The organism is Terrabacter sp. 01T434, assembly GCF_056398545.1.
In genome coordinates this window covers 320,448-341,861 of record NZ_JBFTPP010000003.1, presented here as the reverse complement: position 1 = coordinate 341,861, position 21,414 = coordinate 320,448, and the positions used below count along the sequence as shown (strand labels likewise).

The 21,414-nt window shown below is 71.8% G+C and carries 26 protein-coding genes and 1 pseudogene; 18 read left to right on the top strand and 9 right to left on the bottom strand.

From position 1 onward, the window contains the following. From AC1DIW_RS09040 to AC1DIW_RS09005, 8 genes are all read left to right on the top strand, one after another. Positions 1–507 carry an SRPBCC family protein gene (locus AC1DIW_RS09040; protein ID WP_478107554.1) on the top strand — a complete coding sequence of 169 codons (507 nt, stop codon included), beginning with the start codon at positions 1–3 and terminating at the stop codon, positions 505–507. After that, complete coding sequence (locus AC1DIW_RS09035) at positions 507–1,124, top strand: dihydrofolate reductase family protein (RefSeq protein ID WP_478107552.1); 618 nt, start codon at positions 507–509, stop codon at positions 1,122–1,124. The genes AC1DIW_RS09040 and AC1DIW_RS09035 overlap by 1 nt, the downstream gene beginning before the upstream one ends. A gap of 104 nt (positions 1,125–1,228) precedes the next feature. Continuing rightward, the gene (locus tag AC1DIW_RS09030) at positions 1,229–1,936 is read left to right on the top strand and encodes a hypothetical protein (RefSeq protein WP_478107550.1); all 708 of its coding nucleotides are present in this window, start codon (positions 1,229–1,231) and stop codon (positions 1,934–1,936) included. 78 nt (positions 1,937–2,014) lie between these two features. Beyond that, a complete protein-coding gene (locus tag AC1DIW_RS09025; RefSeq protein ID WP_478107548.1) occupies positions 2,015–2,566 on the top strand; it encodes an RNA polymerase sigma factor in 552 nt (183 codons plus the stop codon). Continuing rightward, positions 2,563–4,044 (top strand): WD40/YVTN/BNR-like repeat-containing protein, encoded by a 1,482-nt coding sequence (locus AC1DIW_RS09020; RefSeq protein WP_478107546.1) that lies wholly within the window; start codon positions 2,563–2,565, stop codon positions 4,042–4,044. The genes AC1DIW_RS09025 and AC1DIW_RS09020 overlap by 4 nt, the downstream gene beginning before the upstream one ends. 50 nt (positions 4,045–4,094) lie before the next feature. After that, a complete protein-coding gene (locus AC1DIW_RS09015; RefSeq protein ID WP_478107544.1) occupies positions 4,095–4,664 on the top strand; it encodes a GNAT family N-acetyltransferase in 570 nt (189 codons plus the stop codon). A gap of 74 nt (positions 4,665–4,738) precedes the next feature. After that, positions 4,739–5,170, top strand: a complete 432-nt coding sequence (locus AC1DIW_RS09010) for a hypothetical protein (protein WP_478107542.1) — start codon at positions 4,739–4,741, stop codon at positions 5,168–5,170. A 70-nt stretch (positions 5,171–5,240) separates the two neighbouring features. Next, positions 5,241–5,750, top strand: coding sequence for a GNAT family N-acetyltransferase (locus AC1DIW_RS09005; protein ID WP_478107540.1), 510 nt, complete (start codon positions 5,241–5,243; stop codon positions 5,748–5,750). Here AC1DIW_RS09005 and AC1DIW_RS09000 read toward each other — a convergent pair. Further along, the gene (locus AC1DIW_RS09000; protein WP_478107538.1) at positions 5,733–6,743 is read right to left on the bottom strand and encodes a LacI family DNA-binding transcriptional regulator; all 1,011 of its coding nucleotides are present in this window, start codon (positions 6,741–6,743) and stop codon (positions 5,733–5,735) included. The genes AC1DIW_RS09005 and AC1DIW_RS09000 overlap by 18 nt on opposite strands. A gap of 187 nt (positions 6,744–6,930) precedes the next feature. Between AC1DIW_RS09000 and AC1DIW_RS08995 the strand changes: the two genes are divergently transcribed. Beyond that, complete coding sequence (locus AC1DIW_RS08995; protein ID WP_478107536.1) at positions 6,931–7,377, top strand: hypothetical protein; 447 nt, start codon at positions 6,931–6,933, stop codon at positions 7,375–7,377. Beyond that, positions 7,269–7,878, top strand: a pseudogene (locus AC1DIW_RS08990) (alpha-L-arabinofuranosidase C-terminal domain-containing protein). Before AC1DIW_RS08995 ends, AC1DIW_RS08990 begins: the two are co-directional and overlap by 109 nt. A 10-nt stretch (positions 7,879–7,888) precedes the next feature. Here AC1DIW_RS08990 and AC1DIW_RS08985 read toward each other — a convergent pair. Further along, the gene (locus AC1DIW_RS08985; protein WP_478107534.1) at positions 7,889–8,608 is read right to left on the bottom strand and encodes a zf-HC2 domain-containing protein; all 720 of its coding nucleotides are present in this window, start codon (positions 8,606–8,608) and stop codon (positions 7,889–7,891) included. After that, complete coding sequence (locus AC1DIW_RS08980) at positions 8,605–9,093, bottom strand: sigma-70 family RNA polymerase sigma factor (RefSeq protein ID WP_442277590.1); 489 nt, start codon at positions 9,091–9,093, stop codon at positions 8,605–8,607. The genes AC1DIW_RS08985 and AC1DIW_RS08980 overlap by 4 nt, the downstream gene beginning before the upstream one ends. A gap of 158 nt (positions 9,094–9,251) precedes the next feature. Between AC1DIW_RS08980 and AC1DIW_RS08975 the strand changes: the two genes are divergently transcribed. Genes AC1DIW_RS08975 through AC1DIW_RS08965 form a run of 3 tightly spaced genes read left to right on the top strand, consistent with a single transcriptional unit; the run spans position 9,252 to position 10,921 of the window. Continuing rightward, positions 9,252–10,079: a uracil-DNA glycosylase gene (locus AC1DIW_RS08975; RefSeq protein ID WP_478107533.1), complete on the top strand. Its 828-nt coding sequence runs from the start codon at positions 9,252–9,254 to the stop codon at positions 10,077–10,079. Beyond that, positions 10,076–10,537: a GNAT family N-acetyltransferase gene (locus AC1DIW_RS08970; RefSeq protein WP_478107755.1), complete on the top strand. Its 462-nt coding sequence runs from the start codon at positions 10,076–10,078 to the stop codon at positions 10,535–10,537. The genes AC1DIW_RS08975 and AC1DIW_RS08970 overlap by 4 nt, the downstream gene beginning before the upstream one ends. A 60-nt stretch (positions 10,538–10,597) precedes the next feature. Further along, positions 10,598–10,921: a hypothetical protein gene (locus AC1DIW_RS08965; RefSeq protein WP_478107531.1), complete on the top strand. Its 324-nt coding sequence runs from the start codon at positions 10,598–10,600 to the stop codon at positions 10,919–10,921. 18 nt (positions 10,922–10,939) lie between these two features. On the opposite strand, the gene AC1DIW_RS08960 is transcribed toward AC1DIW_RS08965, so the two are convergent. The 5 genes from AC1DIW_RS08960 to AC1DIW_RS08940 all read right to left on the bottom strand — a co-directional run bounded on the left by AC1DIW_RS08960 (position 10,940) and on the right by AC1DIW_RS08940 (position 16,856). After that, positions 10,940–11,206 carry a hypothetical protein gene (locus AC1DIW_RS08960; RefSeq protein WP_478107529.1) on the bottom strand — a complete coding sequence of 89 codons (267 nt, stop codon included), beginning with the start codon at positions 11,204–11,206 and terminating at the stop codon, positions 10,940–10,942. Positions 11,207–11,288: 82 nt separating this feature from the next. Continuing rightward, positions 11,289–11,741, bottom strand: coding sequence for an N-acetyltransferase family protein (locus AC1DIW_RS08955; protein WP_478107528.1), 453 nt, complete (start codon positions 11,739–11,741; stop codon positions 11,289–11,291). A 57-nt stretch (positions 11,742–11,798) separates the two neighbouring features. Continuing rightward, complete coding sequence (locus AC1DIW_RS08950; protein ID WP_478107526.1) at positions 11,799–13,187, bottom strand: HNH endonuclease signature motif containing protein; 1,389 nt, start codon at positions 13,185–13,187, stop codon at positions 11,799–11,801. Positions 13,188–13,278: 91 nt separating this feature from the next. Next, a complete protein-coding gene (locus tag AC1DIW_RS08945; RefSeq protein ID WP_478107524.1) occupies positions 13,279–15,018 on the bottom strand; it encodes an ABC transporter ATP-binding protein in 1,740 nt (579 codons plus the stop codon). Positions 15,019–15,050: 32 nt separating this feature from the next. After that, the gene (locus AC1DIW_RS08940) at positions 15,051–16,856 is read right to left on the bottom strand and encodes an ATP-binding cassette domain-containing protein (protein ID WP_478107522.1); all 1,806 of its coding nucleotides are present in this window, start codon (positions 16,854–16,856) and stop codon (positions 15,051–15,053) included. A 95-nt stretch (positions 16,857–16,951) separates the two neighbouring features. On the opposite strand from AC1DIW_RS08940, the gene AC1DIW_RS08935 reads away from it, so the two are divergent. After that, positions 16,952–17,455, top strand: coding sequence for a DnaJ family domain-containing protein (locus AC1DIW_RS08935; RefSeq protein ID WP_478107520.1), 504 nt, complete (start codon positions 16,952–16,954; stop codon positions 17,453–17,455). 7 nt (positions 17,456–17,462) lie between these two features. Here the strand turns inward: AC1DIW_RS08935 and AC1DIW_RS08930 are convergent, their stop codons facing one another. Beyond that, positions 17,463–18,266: an HAD-IIA family hydrolase gene (locus AC1DIW_RS08930; RefSeq protein ID WP_478107518.1), complete on the bottom strand. Its 804-nt coding sequence runs from the start codon at positions 18,264–18,266 to the stop codon at positions 17,463–17,465. Between the two features lie 35 nt (positions 18,267–18,301). Here AC1DIW_RS08930 and AC1DIW_RS08925 point away from each other — a divergent pair, with 35 nt between their 5' ends. The 4 genes from AC1DIW_RS08925 (at position 18,302) to AC1DIW_RS08910 (ending at position 21,402) form a co-directional block, all read left to right on the top strand. Beyond that, entirely contained in the window at positions 18,302–18,673 is a 372-nt protein-coding gene (locus AC1DIW_RS08925; protein WP_478107516.1) for a VOC family protein, read from the top strand. A gap of 116 nt (positions 18,674–18,789) precedes the next feature. Further along, positions 18,790–19,170: a YciI family protein gene (locus tag AC1DIW_RS08920; protein ID WP_478107514.1), complete on the top strand. Its 381-nt coding sequence runs from the start codon at positions 18,790–18,792 to the stop codon at positions 19,168–19,170. Positions 19,171–19,184: 14 nt separating this feature from the next. After that, positions 19,185–20,420 (top strand): RNA polymerase sigma factor, encoded by a 1,236-nt coding sequence (locus AC1DIW_RS08915; protein WP_478107512.1) that lies wholly within the window; start codon positions 19,185–19,187, stop codon positions 20,418–20,420. 19 nt (positions 20,421–20,439) lie between these two features. After that, entirely contained in the window at positions 20,440–21,402 is a 963-nt protein-coding gene (locus AC1DIW_RS08910; RefSeq protein WP_478107510.1) for an alpha/beta fold hydrolase, read from the top strand. Positions 21,403–21,414 lie beyond the last annotated feature (12 nt).

Below are 21,414 nucleotides of genomic sequence, written 5' to 3'. Positions count from 1 at the left end.
ATGGCAGCGACAGGACGCGACACGCATACGCAGTCGGCGACGACCGACCGGGAGATCGTCATCTCACGGCTCATCAGCGCCCCGCGGGAGCTGGTGTTCGAGGCGTTCACCGAGGTGCGGCACCTGTCGCGATGGTGGGGACCGGAAGGGTTCTCGACCACCACGCGGGTGTTCGAGTTCCGGGTCGGCGGGGAGTGGGACTTCGTGATGCACGGACCGGACGGGACGGACTACCAGGAGTGGATCACCTGGACCGAGATCGACCCGCCGAAGCGGATCGCCCTGCTGCACGGTGAGTTTCGCGGCGACCCGAACGCCTTCGAGTCGGTCCTGAGGTTCGAACCAGACGGGGCGGCGACCCGGCTCGAGATGGGGACGGTGTTCCCCACCAGGGAGCTGCGCGACGAGGCGGTCGAGAAGTACCACGCGATCGAGGGCGGCCGGCAGACCCTGAACAACCTCGCTGCCTACGTCAGCGAGATCGTCCGGAAGGGGGCGGAGGGCTGATGGCGGGGAAGGTGTTCTTCAGCGTGTCGATGTCGCTGGACGGTTTCATCGCGCCCGAGTCGGCCGAGGAGCTGATGGGGCGGCAGTGGATGGAGCTGCAGCGGTGGGTCTTCCCGCAGCGGTTCTTCCGGGAGAACCTCAAGCTCGGCGGGGGCGGCGAGGAGGGGCGCGACAACGACATCCTGAGGGAGACGTTCGAGCGCACCGGGGCGAGCGTGATGGGCAAGCGCATGTTCGACGCCGGAGAGCAGGCGTGGCCGGAGGAAGCGCCGTTCCACACGCCGGTCTTCGTCGTGACGCACGAGGAGCGTGACCCGTGGAAGCGTCCGGGGACCACCTTCCACTTCGTCAACGACGGCATCGAGTCCGCGCTCGACCAGGCCCGTGAGGCGGCCGGGGACCGGGACGTCCGCATCGCCGGCGGCGGCGCGACGATCCTGGAGTACGTCAACGCCGGCTTGGTGGACGAGTTCTCGATCGCGCTCTCGCCGGTGCTGTTCGGCTCCGGGATCCGTCTGTTCGAGGGCGTCGACGCGGGCCGCGTAGCCCTGGAGCCGATTCGGGCCGAGCCGACGGAGCGGGTGACCCACCTGACCTACGCAGTCCGGCAACGGTGACTGCCATCGACAAGTCGGTGTCGAGCGACCCCAACCCACTGGCCATCCGCGGCGTCTCAGGAGCAAGGACGGAGACACCGTCCTGAGTCCTCTGGGAGACCGCCATGAAGATCACCTATCCCTGCATCGCCCTGCTGACCTCCGGCGCCGTTCTGGCGGCCCCGGCCGTGGCCGCCGGGTCGGCGCCCGCCTCGCCGGCCACGTCCCCGGTCACCACCGCGGCACAGGCCAGCACCACGGACCCCGTGCTCCACGCCGACCAGCTCGTCCGGGCCTGGGGTCGCGGTGACCGGGCCGGGGCTGCCGCTCTCGCAACCCCCTCGGTCGTCGCAGCTCTCTTCGACTACTCCACCCCCGGAGGCGTGAGCTGGCGACGGATCGAGTGGCAGGGCGCCGCCGGCACCATCTACGTCACGTACCACGACGACGCCCGGGGCGGCACGGTCACGCTCGCCGTCAGCGACGTGCTGCTCAGCCAGGGAGTCGAGCAGGCGGCATACGACGTGCGGTTCTCGCAGGCACGTCCCATCGGGCCGGTGGGCTACGCCGACCAGCTGGTGCGGGCCTGGGGCCGTGGCGATCACGCCGCGGTGCAGCGCTACGCGACGACGATGGTGGCCAGTGCACTCTGGCGCCACGCGGACCCGGGCGGTGGCCACTGGCGGCGGATCTTCGCCCAGGGCGCGGCCGGAACCACGTACGTCACCTACTACGACGATGCGAACGGAGGCACCCTGACGCTCGCCGTCGGCAACGCCGCGGAGCAGGACGGCCAGCTGCACGCCGTCTACGACGCGCGGTTCGGTCGCTGACGCCGACGCGTCGGCACGGAGAACCAACCGGTGCCCGTGCTGCGGCGTCACAATGGCGTGTCACAGCAGACGAGAGCCGTGAGGCTCGATCCTCGGGAGGCCGCGATGCGCGATCCGCGCGCCTCCCACGAGACAGGCGCCCACGAGCCGGACGCCAACGAGACCGACGCCAACGTGAGCGAGCTCTTCGACGCCCACTACGGCAGGCTCGCCGGCTGGACCGCACGCCTCGTCGGTGACACCGAGCTCGGGCACGACTTCGCGACGGAGGCCTTCGCGCGGCTCGTGCGCGACGGCGGCACCGTCCACGAGCCGCGGGCATGGCTCTACACCGTCACGGCCAACCTCGTGAGGGACCACTGGCGCAAGCGCTCCCGGGAGGGAGCCGCCTACGGCCGGCTCGGGGCGCCGTCGGGGAGCATCGACCGAGACTCCGCGACCGTGCTGACCGTCCGCGAGGTCGTCCTGGCGCTGCCCGACGCGTTGCGACTGCCCGTGATCCTGCACTACTACGCCGACCTGCCGGTGGCGGCGGTGGCCGAGCGGCTCGGGAAGTCAGAAGGGGCGATCAAGCGGGACCTGTTCGATGCGCGCCGCCGGATGGCGGCACAGCTGGAGGACGTGCGATGAGTGACGAGCCGCGGGGCGGCACCCCCCGAGACCCGGCGGGCACCCCCGCCGACCCGCACGCTGCCCTCGTGCGCGACTTCTTCGCCCGGGAGCGCACCGCCGCCCCGACCCTCGACGCCGACCCGGCGCGGTGGCGAGAGATCGTCGAGGTCTCGGCTCGGTCGCGGCGCCCGTGGCTGCGGTATGCCGCCGGCGCCGCCGCCGCGGCCGTGGTGCTCGGGGCGGTCGGTGTGGCGACGTTGGGGCGGGGTGGCACAACGCCGGTGCCGGCCGGACCCGTCCTGTCGTCATCGGTCGTCGGGTCGCCCCCGCCGTCGCCTCGCCCGACCAGCTCCAGCCTGCCGACGCCGACCCCCTCGACGTCGACGCCGGTGTCACCGTCGCTGTCACCATCGCTGCCGCCGTCGGGGGCACCCGTGCCGGCATCGTTCGCCGTGCGCTCGCTCACCACCGGTGCGCCCGGCCACCTCTTCGCGCTCGGGACCGTCGCCTGCCCGGGCGGTCAGTGTCCTGCCCTGGCCGGATCGAGCGACAACGGCGCCAGCTGGAACCTCCTGCACACCTTCCCCGCCTCGACCGCCGCCCCGGGGTCGACCACCGGTCGCCTCGGCGGTGCGGGAACGCTGACCCAGGTGCGGTTCGCCAGCGCATCGGTCGGGTGGGCCTTCGGCGGTGCCGCGATGCGCACCACCGACGGCGGTGCCACCTGGCAGGACTACCCGCACCCCGGTGGCGAGGTCATCGGCCTCGAGACCGACGGCACCGACGTCGTGCTGACGACGGCGCCGGGGTGCACGGACGGAACGTGCCACGGCGCCATCAGCGTCGTCCGGGCCCCTGTCACCGCCGCTTCGGCGACCGACGTCGCAGGCACGATCGACGGCGGCTCCGGCGTGCAGGATGCCCCGATCTCCTGGCAGGGCGGGCAGGCCTTCGTCTCGCCGGTCGTCGTGCCCGTCGCCGGGCGACCGGCCCCGACGCCTGTCGTCGTCGCGCCCGACGGCCTCCACCGCGCCGCACCCACCTCGTGCGGCACCGGGCAGACGGTCCGGCTGGTCACCGCAGCAGCCGGGACGACCCTCTTCACCGTGTGCCCTTCCGGCGGTGCCGCAGGACAGATCGGGTATGCCGTCCAGTCGAGCAGCGACGCCGGCGCCAGCTGGCGTCGGGTCCTGGGAGAGCCACTCCTGCTCGTCAATGCGGGCACGGCCTCCTTCGCGGCCGCCGACGCGCGGACCCTTCTCGCCGTCTCCGGCGGGAGCCCAGACGTCCACGGCTCGATGAGCCTCAGCAGGGACGGAGGCGCCACCTGGCGCCAGCCGAGGTCGGCCCCGCCGCTGCCCGACCACGGGTGGGCGTGGGTCGGCGCCCCGGGCGGCGCGACGTTCTACGCCCTTTCCGGCGACGGATCAGGCGCCTACTGGAAGAGCATCGACCGAGGCGAGACCTGGTCCCAGGTGGTCGTAGCGGGTCACTGAACCTCGAAAGCCGTTGCCCTGCATCACGGCTCGGGCCATGATGCCTTCTCATGAAGGCAAGCCCGTGGCCCATCCGTCATGGGTCGCTCACGTTTCGCGAGGCCGGTCCTGCCGACATCGAGACTCTTCTGACCTTCCGCAATGAGCCTGGCGTCAACCGTTTCATGGTCCGCAATCACGTCGACCCCGTCATGTTCCGTCAAGAATGGCTCGAGGTTCCGGCCAGCGACACCGACTACTCGTGCATCGCTGACGAGGACGGGCAGGTCGTGGCCATGGGCTTCCTCGACGTCGTCGACGGCTACGGCCAGCCCGGTATGCCGAAGCGCACCGAAGGGGTCATCGGATACATCGTCGATCCTGCCGCCTCCGGCAGAGGGGTCGGGACTGCCCTGGCCCGAGCGCTCTTGGTTGCCGCGTTCGACGGGCTCGGCCTGCGGCGAGTCACGGCAGCCTGCAACGCCGACAACCGTGCCTCGGTCAGGGTCCTCGAGCGGGCCGGCATGCGCCGTGAGCAGCACGCCGTGGAGGCCCTCTGGCACGCCGAGCTCGGGTGGGTCGACGAGTACCAGTACGCAGTCCTGGCACGCGAATGGCGTGGCCAGAAGATCCACTGCTGACACCTCGCGCGTGTGTGAGATTCTCGGACTCGCCGATCGAGTGAAGACGGAGGAACGGGGTGCATGATGGTCGGATGCCCACGTCGAGATGGAGCGTTCGCCGGTTCGTGGCCCTCGACATGCACGGAGCTGCCGGCACTCTGAGAAGGCGCCGGCTCATTCTGGCGGAGTTCGTCGTAGGGACCGCGTGCCTGATCCTGCTCGGGATCGTCTTGGCCGCGCACGGCGGCGGATGGTGGGGCGTGTGGCTGATCGGGTGCGGTCTCGGCTACGGAGCCCTTGCCGCGCAGACGGTCACGCTCTATCCCTCGACCAGGCTGGCCGCGGAGCTCGAGGGGGCGGACATCGCCGCGGAGATCCGCCGGTACAGCGTGGCCCAGCTCCTGCTCCTCGTCCCGGGACTCATCGCGGCGGTCGCCGTGGCGCAGGCTCGGCGCGGATGGCGCGACCGCGGCGACGCCGTCACGACGGTGAAGGGCACCGGGGCGCACTCCGACCCACGCTGACGCCAGGCGACCGGTGAGACAGGATCGAGCCGTGACAGGTAACCTCTGCCGTATCCGGACCCTCCGCTGAGTGACGGGCGCATCGCCCTCAGGAGGTGGCGGGAGGCCGACGTCGACTGCATCCGGCTCGCCGGGGCCGACGCCAGCATCTCGAGAGGCACGACCGTCCCGGCCGCCTTCACGCCCGCTGAGGGGCTGGCCTTCATCCATCGGCAGTGGACTCGAGGCGAGAGCCGCGAGGGTGTGTCGCAAGCCGTCGTGGAGGTCGACGGCGACCGTGCCATCGGGCTGGTCTGGGTGGCCGTGCGGCCACAACCGCACGTGGGCGGACTTGGGGTACTGGATCGTCCCTGAGGCCCGCGGACGCGGGGCTGGAACGGCTGCAGTTCGCCTCGTCGCCCCCTGGGCGCTCGAGGCGTTGGACCTCCGGCGTCTGGAGGCCTGGGTGGAGCCCGACAACGAGGCGTCCCAGCACGTCCTCCGCAGCGCCGGCTTCCAGCAGGAGGGGCGTCTCCGGAACTTCCTCACCCTCGACGGCGGATCGTCGGACGCGCTGGTGTTCTCAGTCATCTCCTCGTGAGTTGCTCCGGCGGCGCACCCCGAGGGTCGTCTCCCGCGCTTCGAGCGTCCACGCGACCTCGACGTCCTCGGCGGGGCCGTCGTCGCCGTCGATCCGGCGTGACAGCAGCTCGAGGGCGGCCCGGGCCAGGCCGGTGAGGTCGGGAGAGATCGTCGTGAGGGTCGGGTTGGCGTAGCGGGTCTCGGCGATGTCGTCGAACCCGACGATGGCGACCTCCTCCGGCACCCGCACGCCGGCCTCGACGCAGGCGCGCAGCGCCCCGATGGCCATGAGGTCGTTGAAGCAGAAGACGGCGTCGGGCGGCTCGGGCAGGTCGAGCAGCTGCTGCATCGCGGTGTGGCCGTCGGCGCGCTCGAAGTGCGGGACCCCGATGACGAGGTCGGTGTCGTAGGGCAGGCCGGCCCCCTTGAGGGCCTGGCGGTAGCCACGCAACCGCGCCGAGGCCGTGCCTTTGACGGACTCGCGGCCCACGGCGGCGATGCGTCGACGCCCTTGTGCGACAAGGTGTTCCGTCGCGGCGCGGGCAGCAGCGACCGAGTTGACGGCGATGTGGTCGAAGCCGGTCGGAACCGGGCGCTCACCGAGGAGCACCATGGGCAGGCTGTCTGCACGTCTGCTGATCTCGTCGGCGGACAGGGCGAGCGGCGAGAAGATGACGCCGTCGATGACGTGCGAGCGCATGCCTTCGAGGACGACCCGCTCGGCGTCGGCGTCGCCGCCGGTCACGTCGAGCAGGACGATGAAGCCGAGAGCGGCCGCCTCCTCGGTGATCCGGGCCGCGAGCTCGGCGAAGTAGGGGGAGTCCATCGCCGGCACGGCCAGGGCGAGAAAGCCGGCCCGTCCGTGCTTGAGGCTGCGGGCGGAGAGGTTCGGTCGGTAGTGGAGCTCGGCCATCGCGGCCTCGACACGTTCGCGCGTGCTCGCCTTGACGTGGGGATGGTGGTTGAGGACGTTGGAGGCCGTCTTGACCGACACTCCTGCCCGTTCTGCCACGTCCCTGAGCCGCGCCGCCAACCGTGCCTCCGTCCGTTCCCGCTCCTCGACCGCCTCGTCCGAGCAACAGGCTAGCGCCCGGCGGCGCCGCCCGTTCTGACCGCGGGCAGGCTCTGGACAGTTTTCGGTAACCGTTGCAATCCACGTCGAGCCGCACGACATCCGCGTCTGGTGCGTCGGCAACGAGATGGACGGCCCCTGGCAGATGGGCTACAAGACCGCCGAGGAGTATGCCCGGGTCGCCGAGGAGACCGCCCGCGCCATGCGCCGCGTCGACGACACGCTCGAGCTCGTCGCGTGCGGGTCGTCCAACCGCGGCATGCCGACCTTCGGCACGTGGGAGCGCGTCGTCCTCGAGCGCTGCTTCGACCTCGTCGACCACATCTCGGCGCACGCCTACTACGAGCCCGTCGACGGCGACGCCGACTCCTTCCTCGCGAGCGGCGAGGACATGCACCGCTTCATCGAGTCCGTCGTGGCGACGGCCGACCACGTCGCCGCCGTCAGGGGGGCGACAAGCGGATCATGGTCTCCTTCGACGAGTGGAACGTGTGGTTCCAGGACCGCGTCCACGCCGAGAGCTCGCTCGAGATCCGTGAGGCCCCCGAGCTCATCGAGGACGTCTCCGACGTGACCGACGCCGTCGTCGTGGGCAGCCTTCTCATCACCCTCCTGCAGCACACGGACCGTGTCTCGATGGCGTGCCAGGCGCAGCTCGTCAACGTCATCGCGCCCATCGTCACCCGCCCCGGAGGCGCGTCGTGGAAGCAGACGATCTTCCACCCCTTCGCGCTGACGGCGAAGTATGCCGGTGGCACCGTGCTGCGCCCTGCCGTCGCCTGCGACACGGTGGAGACCACGGCCTTCGGGCCCGTCGACCAGGTCGTCGTCACCGCGACGCACGACCCCGAGACCGGTGACCTCGCCGTCTTCGTCGTCAACCCACGACCGCACGGCATACACCCTCGTCGAGCACCTCCAGCTGCACGACGACGACACCTCGACGACCAACACCAAGGCACAGCCCGACCGAGTCGTCCCGCGTCCGGGGGACGCGACGGTCGACGGCACCACCCTCACGGCAACCCTGCCGCCCATCTCGTGGCACTGCATCCGCCTCACCGAAGGGCTCTGAGGGCGTCAGGTCACGTCTGGGCGGAGGCGAGCACCTTCCCCGTGCCGGTGCGCACCTCGAGGGTCTGGATCTCGTTGGGGCTCAACGCCGTTGCCCCGGTGACGCGGGAGTATCCGGCTGCCGTCGCGCGCCAGGAGGCGGCGGTCGTGGCCTTGCCCTTCGCGTCGATGACCCAGAGGGCGAGCTCGCCGTTGGTCGGCATGTCCTCGCAGTCGATGTCGAGCTGGGTGCCCCAGCCGCGCTTCACGAGCGCGACGTCGATCCGGACCGAGCTGCCGGGGACCGCCGCCACCGCCACGTGCGCCGCTGCCGGGGTTGCCGGGGTTGCCGACGCCGCCGGCGCCGGCGTGGTCGTCGCGACGAGCGACGGGCCGAGCCACGCGCCCCCGGCGAAGAAGATCACCGCTGCCGCAGCCGCAAGGGCCGTGAGCCAGGCTCGCCGGAGGCGACGACGTCGCGCGACCTCGCCGAGCAGCGTCGTGACGCGCGCGTCGCCCTGCTCGGTCGAGAGGGCTTCCGGCGCGGCGGCGTGACCATCGGCCAGGTGCGGACCGCCCTCCGGTCCGGCCAGGTCGAGCAGACGGGGCAGCCCGGAGACCTGGCCGAGCTCCGCCTGGCACGGTCCGCACGTGCGCAGGTGCTCGCTGTAGGTGCGGTGGTCCTCGTCTGACAGGCCACCGAGGACGTACGCGCCGAGCAGGACGTGCACGTCGTCCGATCCGGGGTTCATCGGTTCACTCCCATCTCGTCGAGGATGACGCGCAGGTTGCGCACGGCGTAGTAGGCGCGAGACTTCACGGTGCCCTGCGGCACCCCGACCCGCTCCGAGGTCTCGGCGACGCTGAGCCGTTCGTAGTAGAGGTAGCGCACGATCTCACGGTGGTTGGCCTGCAGCCGGCCCAGGGCCTCCTCGACGAGCACCTGGTCCAGCGCCCGGTCGAGCGCGGAGTCCTGCTGGGCGACGTCGACGAGCTGGGCCTGCTGCGGACGGCGACCGGCCGCGCGGTACTGGTCGACGATGAGGTGGCGGGCGGTCGTGATGAGGTAGGCGCGCAGGTTCTCGGCCTCGGGCGCCTGCTTCCAGACGCGCAGGATGACCTCCTGGACGATGTCGTCGACGCGGTTGGCATCGCTCGTCGCGCGCCACACGACGCGCCGCAGCATCGGCCCGTGCTCGCGGTAGATCTCCGCGACCGCATCGTCGTCGAGCGGCATGCCGCCGCCACCTCCTCACTCGTGCTCCCAGAACCGGAGACGCCTGCGAGCCGACTCCGGTTCAGCGGTCAGCTCCCTGCACCGTCTCACGACGTCGCCGGGTCCGTATGCCGTCTGCACGGGTCCCGCCTACCGTGGGGGCCATGTGCCCTGCCGCCATGCCTAACCCGGCCCAGCACCCCGTCACGGGAGGCCTCTTCCTGTCACCGGTCCCCGCCGGCACCGGATGGCCCGGTGACCCGGCCTCGGCCGAGACGCCCGTGGCGGCCACCCCCGCGCAGGTGCGCCGGCTCGCGAAGGCGGCGGACGGCATACGCGAGCTCGATGCCCGTGTCAGCGTCTGCCGCGCGTGCCCGCGGCTCGTGGAGTGGCGTGAGTCGGTCGCGACCCGGGGACGCCGCGCGGCGTTCGCCGACCAGCCCTACTGGGGACGTCCGGGGCCGTCGTTCGGCGACCCCGATGCGGAGGTGCTCATCGTCGGTCTGGCGCCGGCAGCCAACGGCACCAACCGAACCGGGCGCATGTTCACCGGCGACCGCTCCGGCGACTGGTTGTATGCCGCCCTCCACCGCGGGGGGTATGCCAGCCAGCCGACGTCGGTCGCGTCGGGTGACGGCCTCGCGCTGACGGGACTGCGCATCGTCGCGACCGTCCGGTGCGCGCCACCGGCCAACAAGCCGACGACCGAGGAGAAGGAGGCGTGCGCGCCGTGGCTCGACCGAGACCTCGAGCTGTCGGAGCCGCGCCTGCGCTCGATGCTCGCGCTCGGTTCGATCGCGTGGGATGCGGCGCTGGGAGCAGCTCGCCGTCGCGGGTGGCTCGTGCCACGGCCCAAGCCGAGGTTCGGCCACGGTGCCGAGGCCGTGCTCAGGACGGCGGCCGGCCACCCGGTGCGGCTCGTCGGCAGCTACCACGTCAGCCAGCAGAACACCTTCACGGGCAAGCTCACCGAGGCGATGCTCGACGAGGTCATCGCGCGCCTCTGAGCGGCCGTGGCAGGATCACCGCTCGTGACAGAAACGACGCACTCCGTTCGGTCCTCGGCGAGGCCGACGCGGCCCTCGACCAGCGACTGTCCGACGAGCTCGACGCCGTCAACGCCGCAGCGACTGCGGGCACGCCCGCGGCGCGTGAGCTGACCGTCCGTCTCGTCGACGAGTCCGGCGAGCTGGCGGCGGGGGTCAGCGGGTGGACGTGGGGCGTCGCCGCCGGCATCGGCATGACATGGGTCCGGGAGGACGCCCGGGGGACGGGACTGGGGGAGCGGCTGCTCGCCGACTTCGAGGGGGAGGCCCGGGCTCGAGGCTGCACCCACGTCTTCGTCACCTCGTTCACCTTCCAGGCGCCGGGCTTCTACGAGAAGCAGGGCTATCGCGAGATCTTCCGCTGGGACGGTGTCCCGACGCCGGACGCCGCGGACGTGCACTTCCGCAAGGAGCTGTAACCGTAGCGGTTGAGTAGGGACGCTGATGCGGGACCGGTCACGGTGGGCAAGGGTGGCGCCGTGGCACCACGCAGCGTTCGGCCGTACCTCCTTGCCCTTGGCGTCCTCTGGCTCCTTCCGGCACTCCTCGTGCTCGTGCTGCACCTGGCGCTCCCGGACCACAACGCCGCCGGCGGGTGCAGCGGCATCGGTTTCGGCTGCTCCCTGTCGCCCTCGGAGGCGGTGGTGCTCCTCGGCCTCATGGCGGCCGGTCCGCTGATCCTCCTGGGGCTGGTCGTGTGCGTCGTCATCTCGGTCGTGCGCGCCCGGCGTGACCCGCGCGCGGCAGCGAGCGAGGCGCCTGGGATGACGGACAGCACCGAAGCCGACGCATCCGAGGGCTGACTCCGGCGGAGCCCGCTGTCAGACGAGAACCAACGGGTCGTACCCGAGGACGGCGAACATTCCCGCAGCTGCGACGACCCCGGTGACCACGGCGATCGGGAAGGCCCCCAGCACGGGCGGCCACGCGGCGGCCCGGGTCCGCAACGCCAGTCGCGACAGCACCACCGCGCCGACGACGTTGATGCCGATGCCGACTGCCAGCGCGAGCTCGTAGCGGCCGACGACGGGGTCGTCGACGGATCCGACACCGAGCACGCGGGTGAAACCGTAGACGAGGGCATGCACGGCGAGCAGCGCGAACGCCAGCCCGGCCAGGAAGACCGTCGTCAGGACGCCGATGGCCAGCTACCGCGACCTCTGCGCGCGGTCAGAGGCCGATGTCGTAGCCGAGGAGCTCGGGGCAGGGGGCGAACGAGCTGTGGCTGCGTTCCCCCGTCGGGCGCCACCCCCGCTTCTCGTAGAAGCGGCGGCCGCGGCCGTTGGCGGTGAAGACGCGGAGCCGGGCCCGCCCGACGTCCCGCTGACGCAGGTGGTCGAGGACGGCGTCGTGGGCAAGCGTCGCCAGGCCCGTGCCCCAGTGCTCGACGGCAATGCCGAAGTGCAGGAACTCGTCGTCCCGCGTGGCGGCGAAGCCCGCGACGGCTCCGTCACGCAGGACGACGAAGCAGTCGGTCCTTGGCAGGTCGATCTCGCGCAGCCAGCGTTGGGCGATGGCATCCCGCGGGAACGGGTGCTGGTCCTGCGGGAAGACCGCGGCCAACCCGAGGACCGCCCCCGGCTCCTGGACCTCGACGACCGCCTCCACGTCCGCCGTGGTCATCGCCCTGAGAAGACTCGGATCGACCCCTGTCACGTGGGGAGTATGACCCAGGCGTGGTCAGGTCGGGGTGAAGTCGACGAGGTGCAGGTGCAGGGGGCCGCCGGTGGGGGCGGGATAGCGCCGGCCGAGACGGGGTCGTGGCCTGCGACGGTCTGACGCTTCAGTTTGGTCGGGGTCGTCGGCCTGGTTGAGGCGTGGTGGTCGGGGTGGGCCGATGTGCAGGCCGGTGTGGGTGGTGAACACCAACCCGTCGGGGCGGGTGGGGTCGCCGGTGATGGTGAACTCGCCGCGGTGGTGACCGTCGTGGTGGAAGGTGCACAGCGCCAGCAGGTTGGTGTCGTCGGTGGGTCCACCGTCTCGCCAGTGGATCCGGTGGTGGATCTCGAGGTGTCGGGTGGAGCCGCAGCCGGGGAAGCGGCAGCCCCGGTCCCGGTCGAGGATGAGGACGCGGGTGCGGTGCGGGACGACGCGTTGGGTGCGGCCGACGTTGATCGGGTGTCCGTCGGTCTCCCACACGGGGGTGAGGGTCCCGTCGCAGGTGAGCTGGTTGGCGATGTGCTGGGGGAGGCGGGGTCGACCGGTCAGCCAGCCGCCGTCGGTGTCGAGGTGGACCTGCACTCGGTAGCGCGCTCTGCGCGCAGCACCACCCGAGTCGCTCGAGCCTGCTGCGTCGAGGGATCGGGTGGCCATCAGGTGAAGGGCGTCAGCCCAGGTGACGCGCGGGCGGCCACCGTCGGTGACGCACCGGATCGGGTCGATGACGTCACCGTCCATTGCCCGCTTCTGCTCGTCACTCACGCCGTCACCGTCAGGGCTGAGGGTGTGGAAGAGATGGTCCTTCGCCTCGGCGAGGGCTGCCTCGACGAGGGCGCCGACCTCGGCCGGCGCGTCATAGTGCAACCGGAACCTTCCGTCGGCGTCGACGCCCATGCTCAGGTGGGCCGGTGGGGCCGGCTCCGGTTGCTGGTCGTCGACGTCGCTGTCCTGCCCGTCAGGAACGAGCTCACCGGGTCGGACACCGTCCTCGTCGTCGACGCTGTCGGGTTGGAGGGTGAAGTCATAGCAGCTGACCGAGCGCTGTAGCTGCGTCACGGTCGCGTGCTGGGCGAACTCGGCGACGGTCGCATCGAATTCGGCCGGAGTGTGCCGGGCGACGACCGCGGCCTGGTCCAGGCTGATCCGGCCCTCCCGCAGCGCTGCAGCAGTGGCGGGAAGCTCTCCGGCACGACGGCCCACCAGGATCATCGCGGCAGCCTGACCCCGTGACAGTCCGGCGCGGAGCATCAGCCAGTGCTCTGGTGAACGCAGCCCCGCCGCCTGCCACGACCCGTCAGCGAGGACGGTGGCGACGAAGTCCACGAGCCGGGCGTGCGCATCGTGCAGATCGGCGGCTAGGGACGCGACGTGGTCCCAGTCCTGCTCGATCCGCTCCGCGCTCTGGCTCATACCCCAATAGTACAGGTGTTCGACTAGTCAGATCAAGAGATATCCCCACGGAATCACTTGCAGCACAATGTTTTTCGCCAACTCCCGGCCCTCAACGATACGCGCGGGCCTGCAGCTCGAACAGCTCGGCGTACGCCCCTCCCGCGGTCATCAGCTCGTCGTGCGTGCCGTCCTCCGCGACTCGCCCGTCGACGAGGTGGATGACGCGGTCGGCCGCCCGTACCGTCGACATGCGATGGCTGACGATCACCGTGATCCCACCGGTGCGGGCGCTGACGTCCCGCGCCCGATCGACGTAGCCGCCGAGGATCACGTCCTCGGCCTGGGCATCGAGAGCCGACGATGGCTCGTCGAGCAGCATCAGCAGTGGGGCGTCACGGAGCATCCCTCGGGCGATCGCGAGCCGCTGCCACTGGCCGCCGGAGAGCTCGGTGCCGCCGGCGAACTGTCTGCCCAGCTGGGTGTCGACGCGACGCGGGAGCCCGTCCACCAACCTGGTCGCGTCCGCCCGCTCGAGGGCAGCCGCCACCCGGTCGGGGCTCGCGTGGGCGAGGTCGCCCATCGACACGGCCTCGTGCAGCAGGACGTGCGGGGTGGCGTGGTCCTGGAAGACGGCACCGAGCCGCGCGTGCCAGGCGGCGTGCGGGATGTCGCCAAGCGGCTGACCATCGACGAGGATCGCGCCCGTCGTCGGGTCGTGCAGGCGCGCGAGCAGCGAGACCAGGGTGGACTCGCCAGCCCCGTTCTCCCCTACGAGCGCCACGGTCGTGCCGCGCTCGAGCACGAGGTCGATCCCCGAGAGGCTCGGCTCCGTCGCTCCCGGATAGGTGAACGACACGTCCCGCAGCTCGATGCCCTGCCCGAGTCGGGCGGGCACTGAGCCGCACGGCGTGACGAACCCAGCGGCATACTGCTCCACCTCGTCGAGACGCGCGATGTGCTGGGACGTCTGCACGGCATACGCGACGAGGCCCTGCAGCATGCCGACCATGCTCTCGACCTGTGGCACGAGGAGGACGAGCACGACGAGCGATCCGACGCCGACCGACCCGGCCCGCACCAGCGTGAAGACCCCGAGCAGGCTGACCGCGAGCACCGCGATCCACATGAGTCGAGCGAGCACTGCGAGCGTACGCGTGCGGCGGGCCGCCCCTGCCACGGCCGCGAGCCGCTGGTCGAGGGCAGCGTCCTGGGCTTCGAGGAGGGCCGCCGGCGCACCGCTGCACCGCACCTCGATCCCGGTGCCGGGGTCACGTGCGATGTCGAGGAGGCGATCGGCGACCCGGATCGTCTGGGCGTTGTCACGCTCTGCGTCCATGCGCGCCCGGAAGACGCGACCCGACGCCCAGGCGGGGAAGAGAGCAGCCGGGATGAGCAGGGTCAGCCACCAGGCGATAGACGCCAGAACGCCCGCCAGGGTGACGGTCCCGATGATCGCCGAGACGTCGGTCGACAGGCGGAGCCCGGCGTTGCCGAGCTGCCTGGCGTGGCGCCGGACCAGGGCCACCCGGTCGGCCATCTCCGGCATCTCGTGGTGGGCGATGGTGGGTATGCCGGCGATGACGCGCAGCACGTGGTGGTGGGCATAGCGTTCCCCGAGGTCCTCGACGAAGAACCACACGAGCGGCCACGACACCGACTGCAGGACCGCGACGACGATCCCCGCACCCACGAGCCAGAGGCCGCTGGCCACGCGATCGGCATCGCCCGCTCCGAGGCCGTCGACGACACGGCCCACTCCGAGCGTCGCGAGCGGGGCGAGCACGGCCGCCGCAACCGAGATGGCGAGCCCGACGGCCGCGAGCCAGGGTGCGGCGGCCAGCCCGAGCACGAGCTAGAGGCGCACCCGACGGAGCAGCGTGCTCATAAGCCCTCCGCGGCGAGCAGTCGTGACGACTGGAGGGTGAAGAGTCGCGCGTACGTGGCGCCCGCGCCCATCAGCTCGTCGTGCGAGCCGTCCTCCGTGATGCGCCCGTCCTCGAGCACGACGATCCGGGGGATGGGCCGCAACACCGAGAAGCGGTGCGACACCACGAGCGACGTGATGCCGGAGGTCAGGGCGAGCTGCCGCTCGACGAGGTGGGCCTCGGACCGCGCGTCCAGCGCGGCTGCCGGCTCGTCGAGCACCATCATCCCTGCGCCCCGGGCGACGCCGAACGTCGCTCGTGCCAGCGCGATCCGCTGCCACTGCCCGCCGCTGACGTCCTGCCCGCCGGGGTAGGTGGCGTCGAGCACGGTGTCCCAGCCGGAGGTGAGGTCGGCGATGACGTCGGTGGCACCGGAGCGGTTGCCGGTCGACTCGAGGTCGATGGCGTCGGCCGCGGTCCACCGACGGCCGGCCCCGAGGGTCACGTTGTCGCGAGCGGTGAGCGGGTAGCGGCAGAACTCCTGCGTCAGCACGGCGACCCGCCGCTGCCACTGCACCACCTCGGCGTCGGTCATCGATGCGAGGTCGACACCGTCGACGAGCACGCGACCCAGGTCGGGGCGAGTGGTCCCGGTGACGAGCCGGATGAGCGTCGACTTGCCGGCACCGTTGACCCCGACGAGGCCGACGTTCTCGCCTGCTTCGATGCGCAGCGAGAGGCCGTCCAGCACGGGGACGTCTCGGCCGGCATACGTGAAGGTGACGTCGTGGAGCTCGACCATGGGCGGGCGCCCGCGCCGTGTGCTGGGTGCGCCAACGACTGCCCGAGAGGGTGGTTGGGGCAGCGGCCGGCCGTAGAGGCGCTCCGTCTCCACGAGGTCGGACAGCACGGCTGCGCCGCGGACGAAGAGCGGAAGGCCGCCGATCTCGACCTGGGCGAGGAGCAGCACGAGCGGAATCGCGGTTGCGACGGCGCCGACAGCGACCTCGTCGCCCAGAGCGCCGTCGACGACGTGGACGACCACGCCGACGGCGATCGCGGCGCGGGCTCCGTCGAGCAGCAGGGTCCAGGCGGAGTTGTGGATGCGCTTGCGCCAGAAGGGCTTCCACGACAGTTCCATCCGGTGCCAGTAGCGGCGACCGAGCCAGTCGGCCAGGCCGAAGACCCGGACCTCCTTCGGCGCAAGTCCGGTGGCGAAGCCGAAGGCGTACTCCGCGTGCCGCTGGTCCTCGGTGGCCCCGACCCACTGGTCGAGCTCACGACGCATGAGCACCGCGCGCACGACCGCCACGGCCACGGCTGCAGCGAGGAGCAGCAGGGCGCTCGGCCATCCGACGACGGCGCCGACCGAGACCGTCGCCCCAACGAGGGCCAGCACGCCCGTGACGGCGATGCCGCCCTGCATGAGGCCCTGGTTGATCTCCCAGAGGCGCGAACGGACCCGCTGCGCGCGATCGAGGAAGTCGGGGTCCTCGAGGTGCTCGATCCCCACGGGTGCGACGAAGAGGCAGGCGAGACGTCCGAGCACGTCCTTCTCCGTGCGCAGGCTGAGGTCCTGGAAGACCGGCTCCTGCGCACCCGAGATGACGACCTGTGCCGCCAGCACCGCGACGAGGGCGCCGAACTCGAGACCGATGGTGCCGAGCGGACCACCGGCCGCCGCTGCCGGGAGGGCGTCGACGAGACCCCCGACGAGCCAGGGCACACCGATGGCGACGCCCGCGACGAAGAGCGCGTTGACGACGACGAGCACCACCCCGAGCGGATGCACGCGGAACTGGTGGCGGATGAGTCCGAGCACGGGTTCCCCTGTCGTCGTGGACGCTGACCCACCTCCGGTCTACCCGACCGCGGCAGGACGCGCATCCGGATATCGCATCGGTTAGCGTGGATCGCATGACGGGCCAGCCGTACTGGGAGAGCCCAGTGGAGAAGCAGATCCGCGAGGCGCAGGAGCGCGGGGACTTCGACAACCTGCCTGGTGCCGGCAAGCCCCTCGACCTCAGCGACTCCGGCGACCCTGACTGGTGGGTCAAGCGCTTCGCTGCGCGCGAGAACCTCGACCTCGGCGGTGCGCTCCCTGGAGCGCTCGCGCTCCGCAAGGAGGCGTCGGGCTACCCCGAGTCCCTCGCCGACGTCCGCACCGAGGCGCAGGTGCGCGAGATCATCGAGGACTACAACAAGCGCGTCCTCGCCGACCGGCTGCGCCCGGCCGTCGGCAACCTGCCGCCACTCATCGCCAAGACCCTCGACGTCGACGAGATGGTCGAGCGTTGGCGACCGCTGCGCGCCGAGCTCGAGGAGGAGCAGCGCCGGGCGCGGGAGGAGCGAGCCGCCGCTCGCGCCGCCGAGCTCGACACGCAGGGCCCGTGGTGGCGCCGGCTGTTCGGCCGGAGCTGACGGCGGTTCACCGCTGCTCGCGGTCCTCGTCGGCGACGAACTGCACCAGGTCGGCCACCGAGGCGACGATGCGGCTCGGCCGGTAGGGGAAGTGCTCGACCTGATCGCGGCTTGTCGAGCCGGTCAGCACGAGGACGGTGCGCAGGCCGGCCTCGAGTCCGCTGATGATGTCGGTGTCCATGCGGTCGCCGACCATGATCGTCGTCTCGGAGTGCGCGTCGAGCCGGTTGAGGGCGCTGCGCATCATGAGCGGGTTCGGCTTGCCGATGTAGTAGGGCTGCCGGCCGGTCGCCGTCGAGATCAGGGCCGCGACCGAGCCGGTGGCCGGCAGCGTGCCTGCAGGGCTGGGGCCGCTCGGGTCGGGGTTCGTCGCGATGAATCGGGCACCCCTCTCGATCAGGCGGATCGCGCGGGTGATCGCCTCGAACGAGTAGGTGCGGGTCTCACCGAGCACGACGTAGTCGGGGTCGCGGTCGGTCATGACGTAGCCGACGTCGTGCATCGCCGTCGTCAGGCCGGCCTCGCCGACGACGTAGGCCGAGCCCCCGGGCCGCTGTTCGGCGAGGAACTGCGCCGTCGCGAGCGCGGAGGTCCAGATCGCCTTCTCCGGCACGTCGATGCCGCTCATGAGCAGGCGGGCCCGCAGGTCGCGCGGCGTGAAGATCGAGTTGTTCGTCAGGACGAGGAAGGACCTGCCGGACTGCTCCAGCGCCGTGATGAACTCGGCGGCGCCCGGGATCGCGTCCTCCTCGTGGACGAGGACGCCGTCCATGTCGGTGAGCCAGGTCTCGACGGGCCGGTGATCGGTCATGGACCCATTGTGGTGGGCCGGGCTACTTTCGGTGGATGGGACTCGTCCAGATCGCCCAGCACGCCGACGACCTCGGCCGGGCCACCGCCTTCTACCGCGACCTCCTCGGCGCGGAGCCGCTCGCGACCTACGACCCGCCGGGTCTCGTCTTCTTCGACCTCGACGGCGTGCGACTGCTCCTCGACGCCGGCGCACCGAGCGCCCTGCACTACCTGCAGGTCGACGACCTCGAGGCCACGGTGGCCCGGCTGCGCACGGCCGGGGTCGAGGTGCGCAGCGAGCCGCACCTCATCTTCGGTCACGACGACGACACGCTCGGCCCGGCGGGCACCGACGAGTGGATGGCCTTCGTCGTCGACTCCGAGGGCAACCTCGTCGGCCTCGTCGAGCAGCGCCCGCGCGCCTGATCGCCGAGACCGTCCGGCGACCTGTCGATTTCGCGGGACCGCGTTCGTGTAGAGGGTGGAGGTGCACGGAGGGTGCACCCGGGACCGGCCGGCAGCGCCGGCAGGAGGAGATCACCGTGAAGACCTATCTCATCAGCCTCTTCTCGCCCGACGGGCCGCCGCCCGAGGACCTCGACCTCACGCGGGTCATGGCCGACCTCGAGGTCGTCAACGCCGACATCCGCGCCGCCCGCGGCTGGGTGTTCGCCGGTGGGCTCGCCGACCAGGGCAGCGCGACGACGATCCGCACGTCCGGCGGGGTCACCGACGCCGTGCTCACCGACGGACCGTTCGTCGAGGCGAAGGAGCACCTCGGGGGCCTGTCCATCGTGCGCTCGGGCGACTACGACGTCGTCCTCGGCTGGGCCGAGCGCATCGCCAAGGCGACCGGCCTGCCGGTCGAGGTGCGCCCGTTCCAGGGCGAGGACGAGCCCGGTCAGTCGCCGACCGACCGCTGACTGCACCCTGCGCCATGGCTGTCACGAGTGCGGACATCGCCCGGGTCTTCCGTGCCGAGCACGGGCGGGCGGTGTCCGTGCTCATCCGGGCCCTCGGGGACATCGACCTCGCCGAGGACGCGGTGCAGGACGCGTTCACCGTGGCCGTCGAGCGGTGGCCCCGCGAGGGTATGCCGCCCGGCCCGGCCGGCTGGATCATCACGACCGCACGCCGCCGCGCCATCGACCGCCTCCGGCGCGAGTCCACCCGGGAGGCGCGCCAGGCCGAGGCCGCGGCGCTCCACGCGGTCGATCCCACTGACGGCCCGGACGAGGAGGGACCCGTGAAGGACGAAAGACTCCGCCTCGTCTTCACGTGCTGCCACCCCGCACTCTCGCGGGAGGCGCAGGTGGCGCTGACCCTGCGACTGCTGGGCGGCCTGACAACACCCGAGATCGCCCACGCGTTCCTCGTCCCGGAGGCGACGATGGCGCAGCGGATCGTCCGGGCCAAGAACAAGATCCGCACGGCTGGCATCCCGTACCGGGTGCCGCGTGACGAGGACCTCCCGGCCCGCGTCACACCGGTGCTCCGCGTCCTCTACCTCGTCTTCACGGAGGGGCACACGGCGACGGCGGGGGACGACCTCGGCCGTCCCGACCTCGCTGCCGAGGCGATCCGGCTCGGGCGCGTGCTCGTCGAGCTGATGCCCGACGAACCGGAGGCCGTCGGTCTCCTCGCGCTCATGCTCCTGACGGAGGCCCGCCGTCAGGCGCGCACCGACACCTCCGGCGAGCTCGTGCCGCTCGCCGACCAGGACCGCTCGCTTTGGGACGCGGCCATGATCGCCGAAGGCCACGCGCTCGTACGCCGGTGCCTGCGTCGGGACGCCCCCGGTCCCTACCAGCTCCAGGCCGCGATCAGCGCCGTCCACACCGACACCGCCGATGCCGCGGGCACCGACTGGTCCCAGGTCGTCGCGCTCTACGACCACCTGCTTCGCCTGGCACCGACGGACGTCGTCCGGCTCAACCGGGCCGTCGCCGTCGCCGAGCTCGACGGCCCGCAGGCGGCGCTCGGCCTGCTCGACGGTCTCGACCTCACGGCATACGCCCCGTTCCACGTGGTGCGAGCGGAGCTGCTGGGCCGGCTGGGACGACGCGGCGAGTCCGCGGCCGCGTGGGAGCGTGCGGCGCAGCTCAGCGACAACGCGCCGCAAGCGCGCCACATGCGACGCCGGGCAGCAGCCGCCGCGGCGGAACACAAGTGACCGGCGGTAACCTGCCGTCATGACGACGCCGCCGTCCATGACGCCTCTCGACCTCGCCTCCCGGTGGGGCGGGATCAGCCGCACCGCCGACCTCGACGGTCCCGTCCAGTGGGTCGACTTCGGCGGCCCCGAGACCCCACCCGAGGAGGGACGTGAGCTGCCGCCCGTCGTCCTCGTCCACGGACTCGGTGGGTCGCACCTCAACTGGGTCGGCATCGCGCCCGCGCTCACCGAGCGTCGCCGGGTCGTCGCGCTCGACCTGCCGGGGTTCGGGCTGACCCCGGCGCTCGGCCGGGACACCAGCGTCAACCACAACGCCGCCCTGCTCAGTCGCTTCGTCCACGAGGTGCTCGGAGGTCCTGTGGTCCTCGTCGGCAACTCCATGGGCGGGATGGTGAGCCTGCTGCTCGCCGACCGTCGCCCCGAGCAGGTCGCCGGACTCGCGCTCGTCGACCCGGCCCTGCCGAACCCCGGCGCCCGCCCCGACCCGCAGGTCGCCGCCACCTTCGCGATGTATGCCGTGCCGCGGGTCGGCGAGCTGGTGCTGACGCACTACAACACCCGCTTCAGCGACCGCCAGCGCGTGCTCGGCACCGTGGCGCTGTGCTTCGCCGACCCCTCCCGCGCCGACGAGGACGTCGTGGCGGCGGGCATCGAGCTCGCCGCCTGGCGACGCTCGCTCCCGGACCCCGAGGCCGAGTTCCTCGGCGCGGCCCGCTCACTCCTGCGGGTGCTGCGCGGGCGCCGGGAGTACGACCGGATCATGCGCGAGCTACGGGTGCCCGTCCTGCTCATCCACGGCACGCACGACCGGCTCGTGCCGATCTCCGCCGCGCGCCGGGCGGCACGGCTCAACCCGGCGTGGCGCACGGCCTACCTCGACGGGGTCGGTCACACGCCGCAGCTCGAGGCGCCCGAGGACGTGCTCGGGCACCTCGAGCCCTGGCTCGACTCGCTTGACTCTCTCGACTCGCTCGGCTGAGGGGCCGAAGGG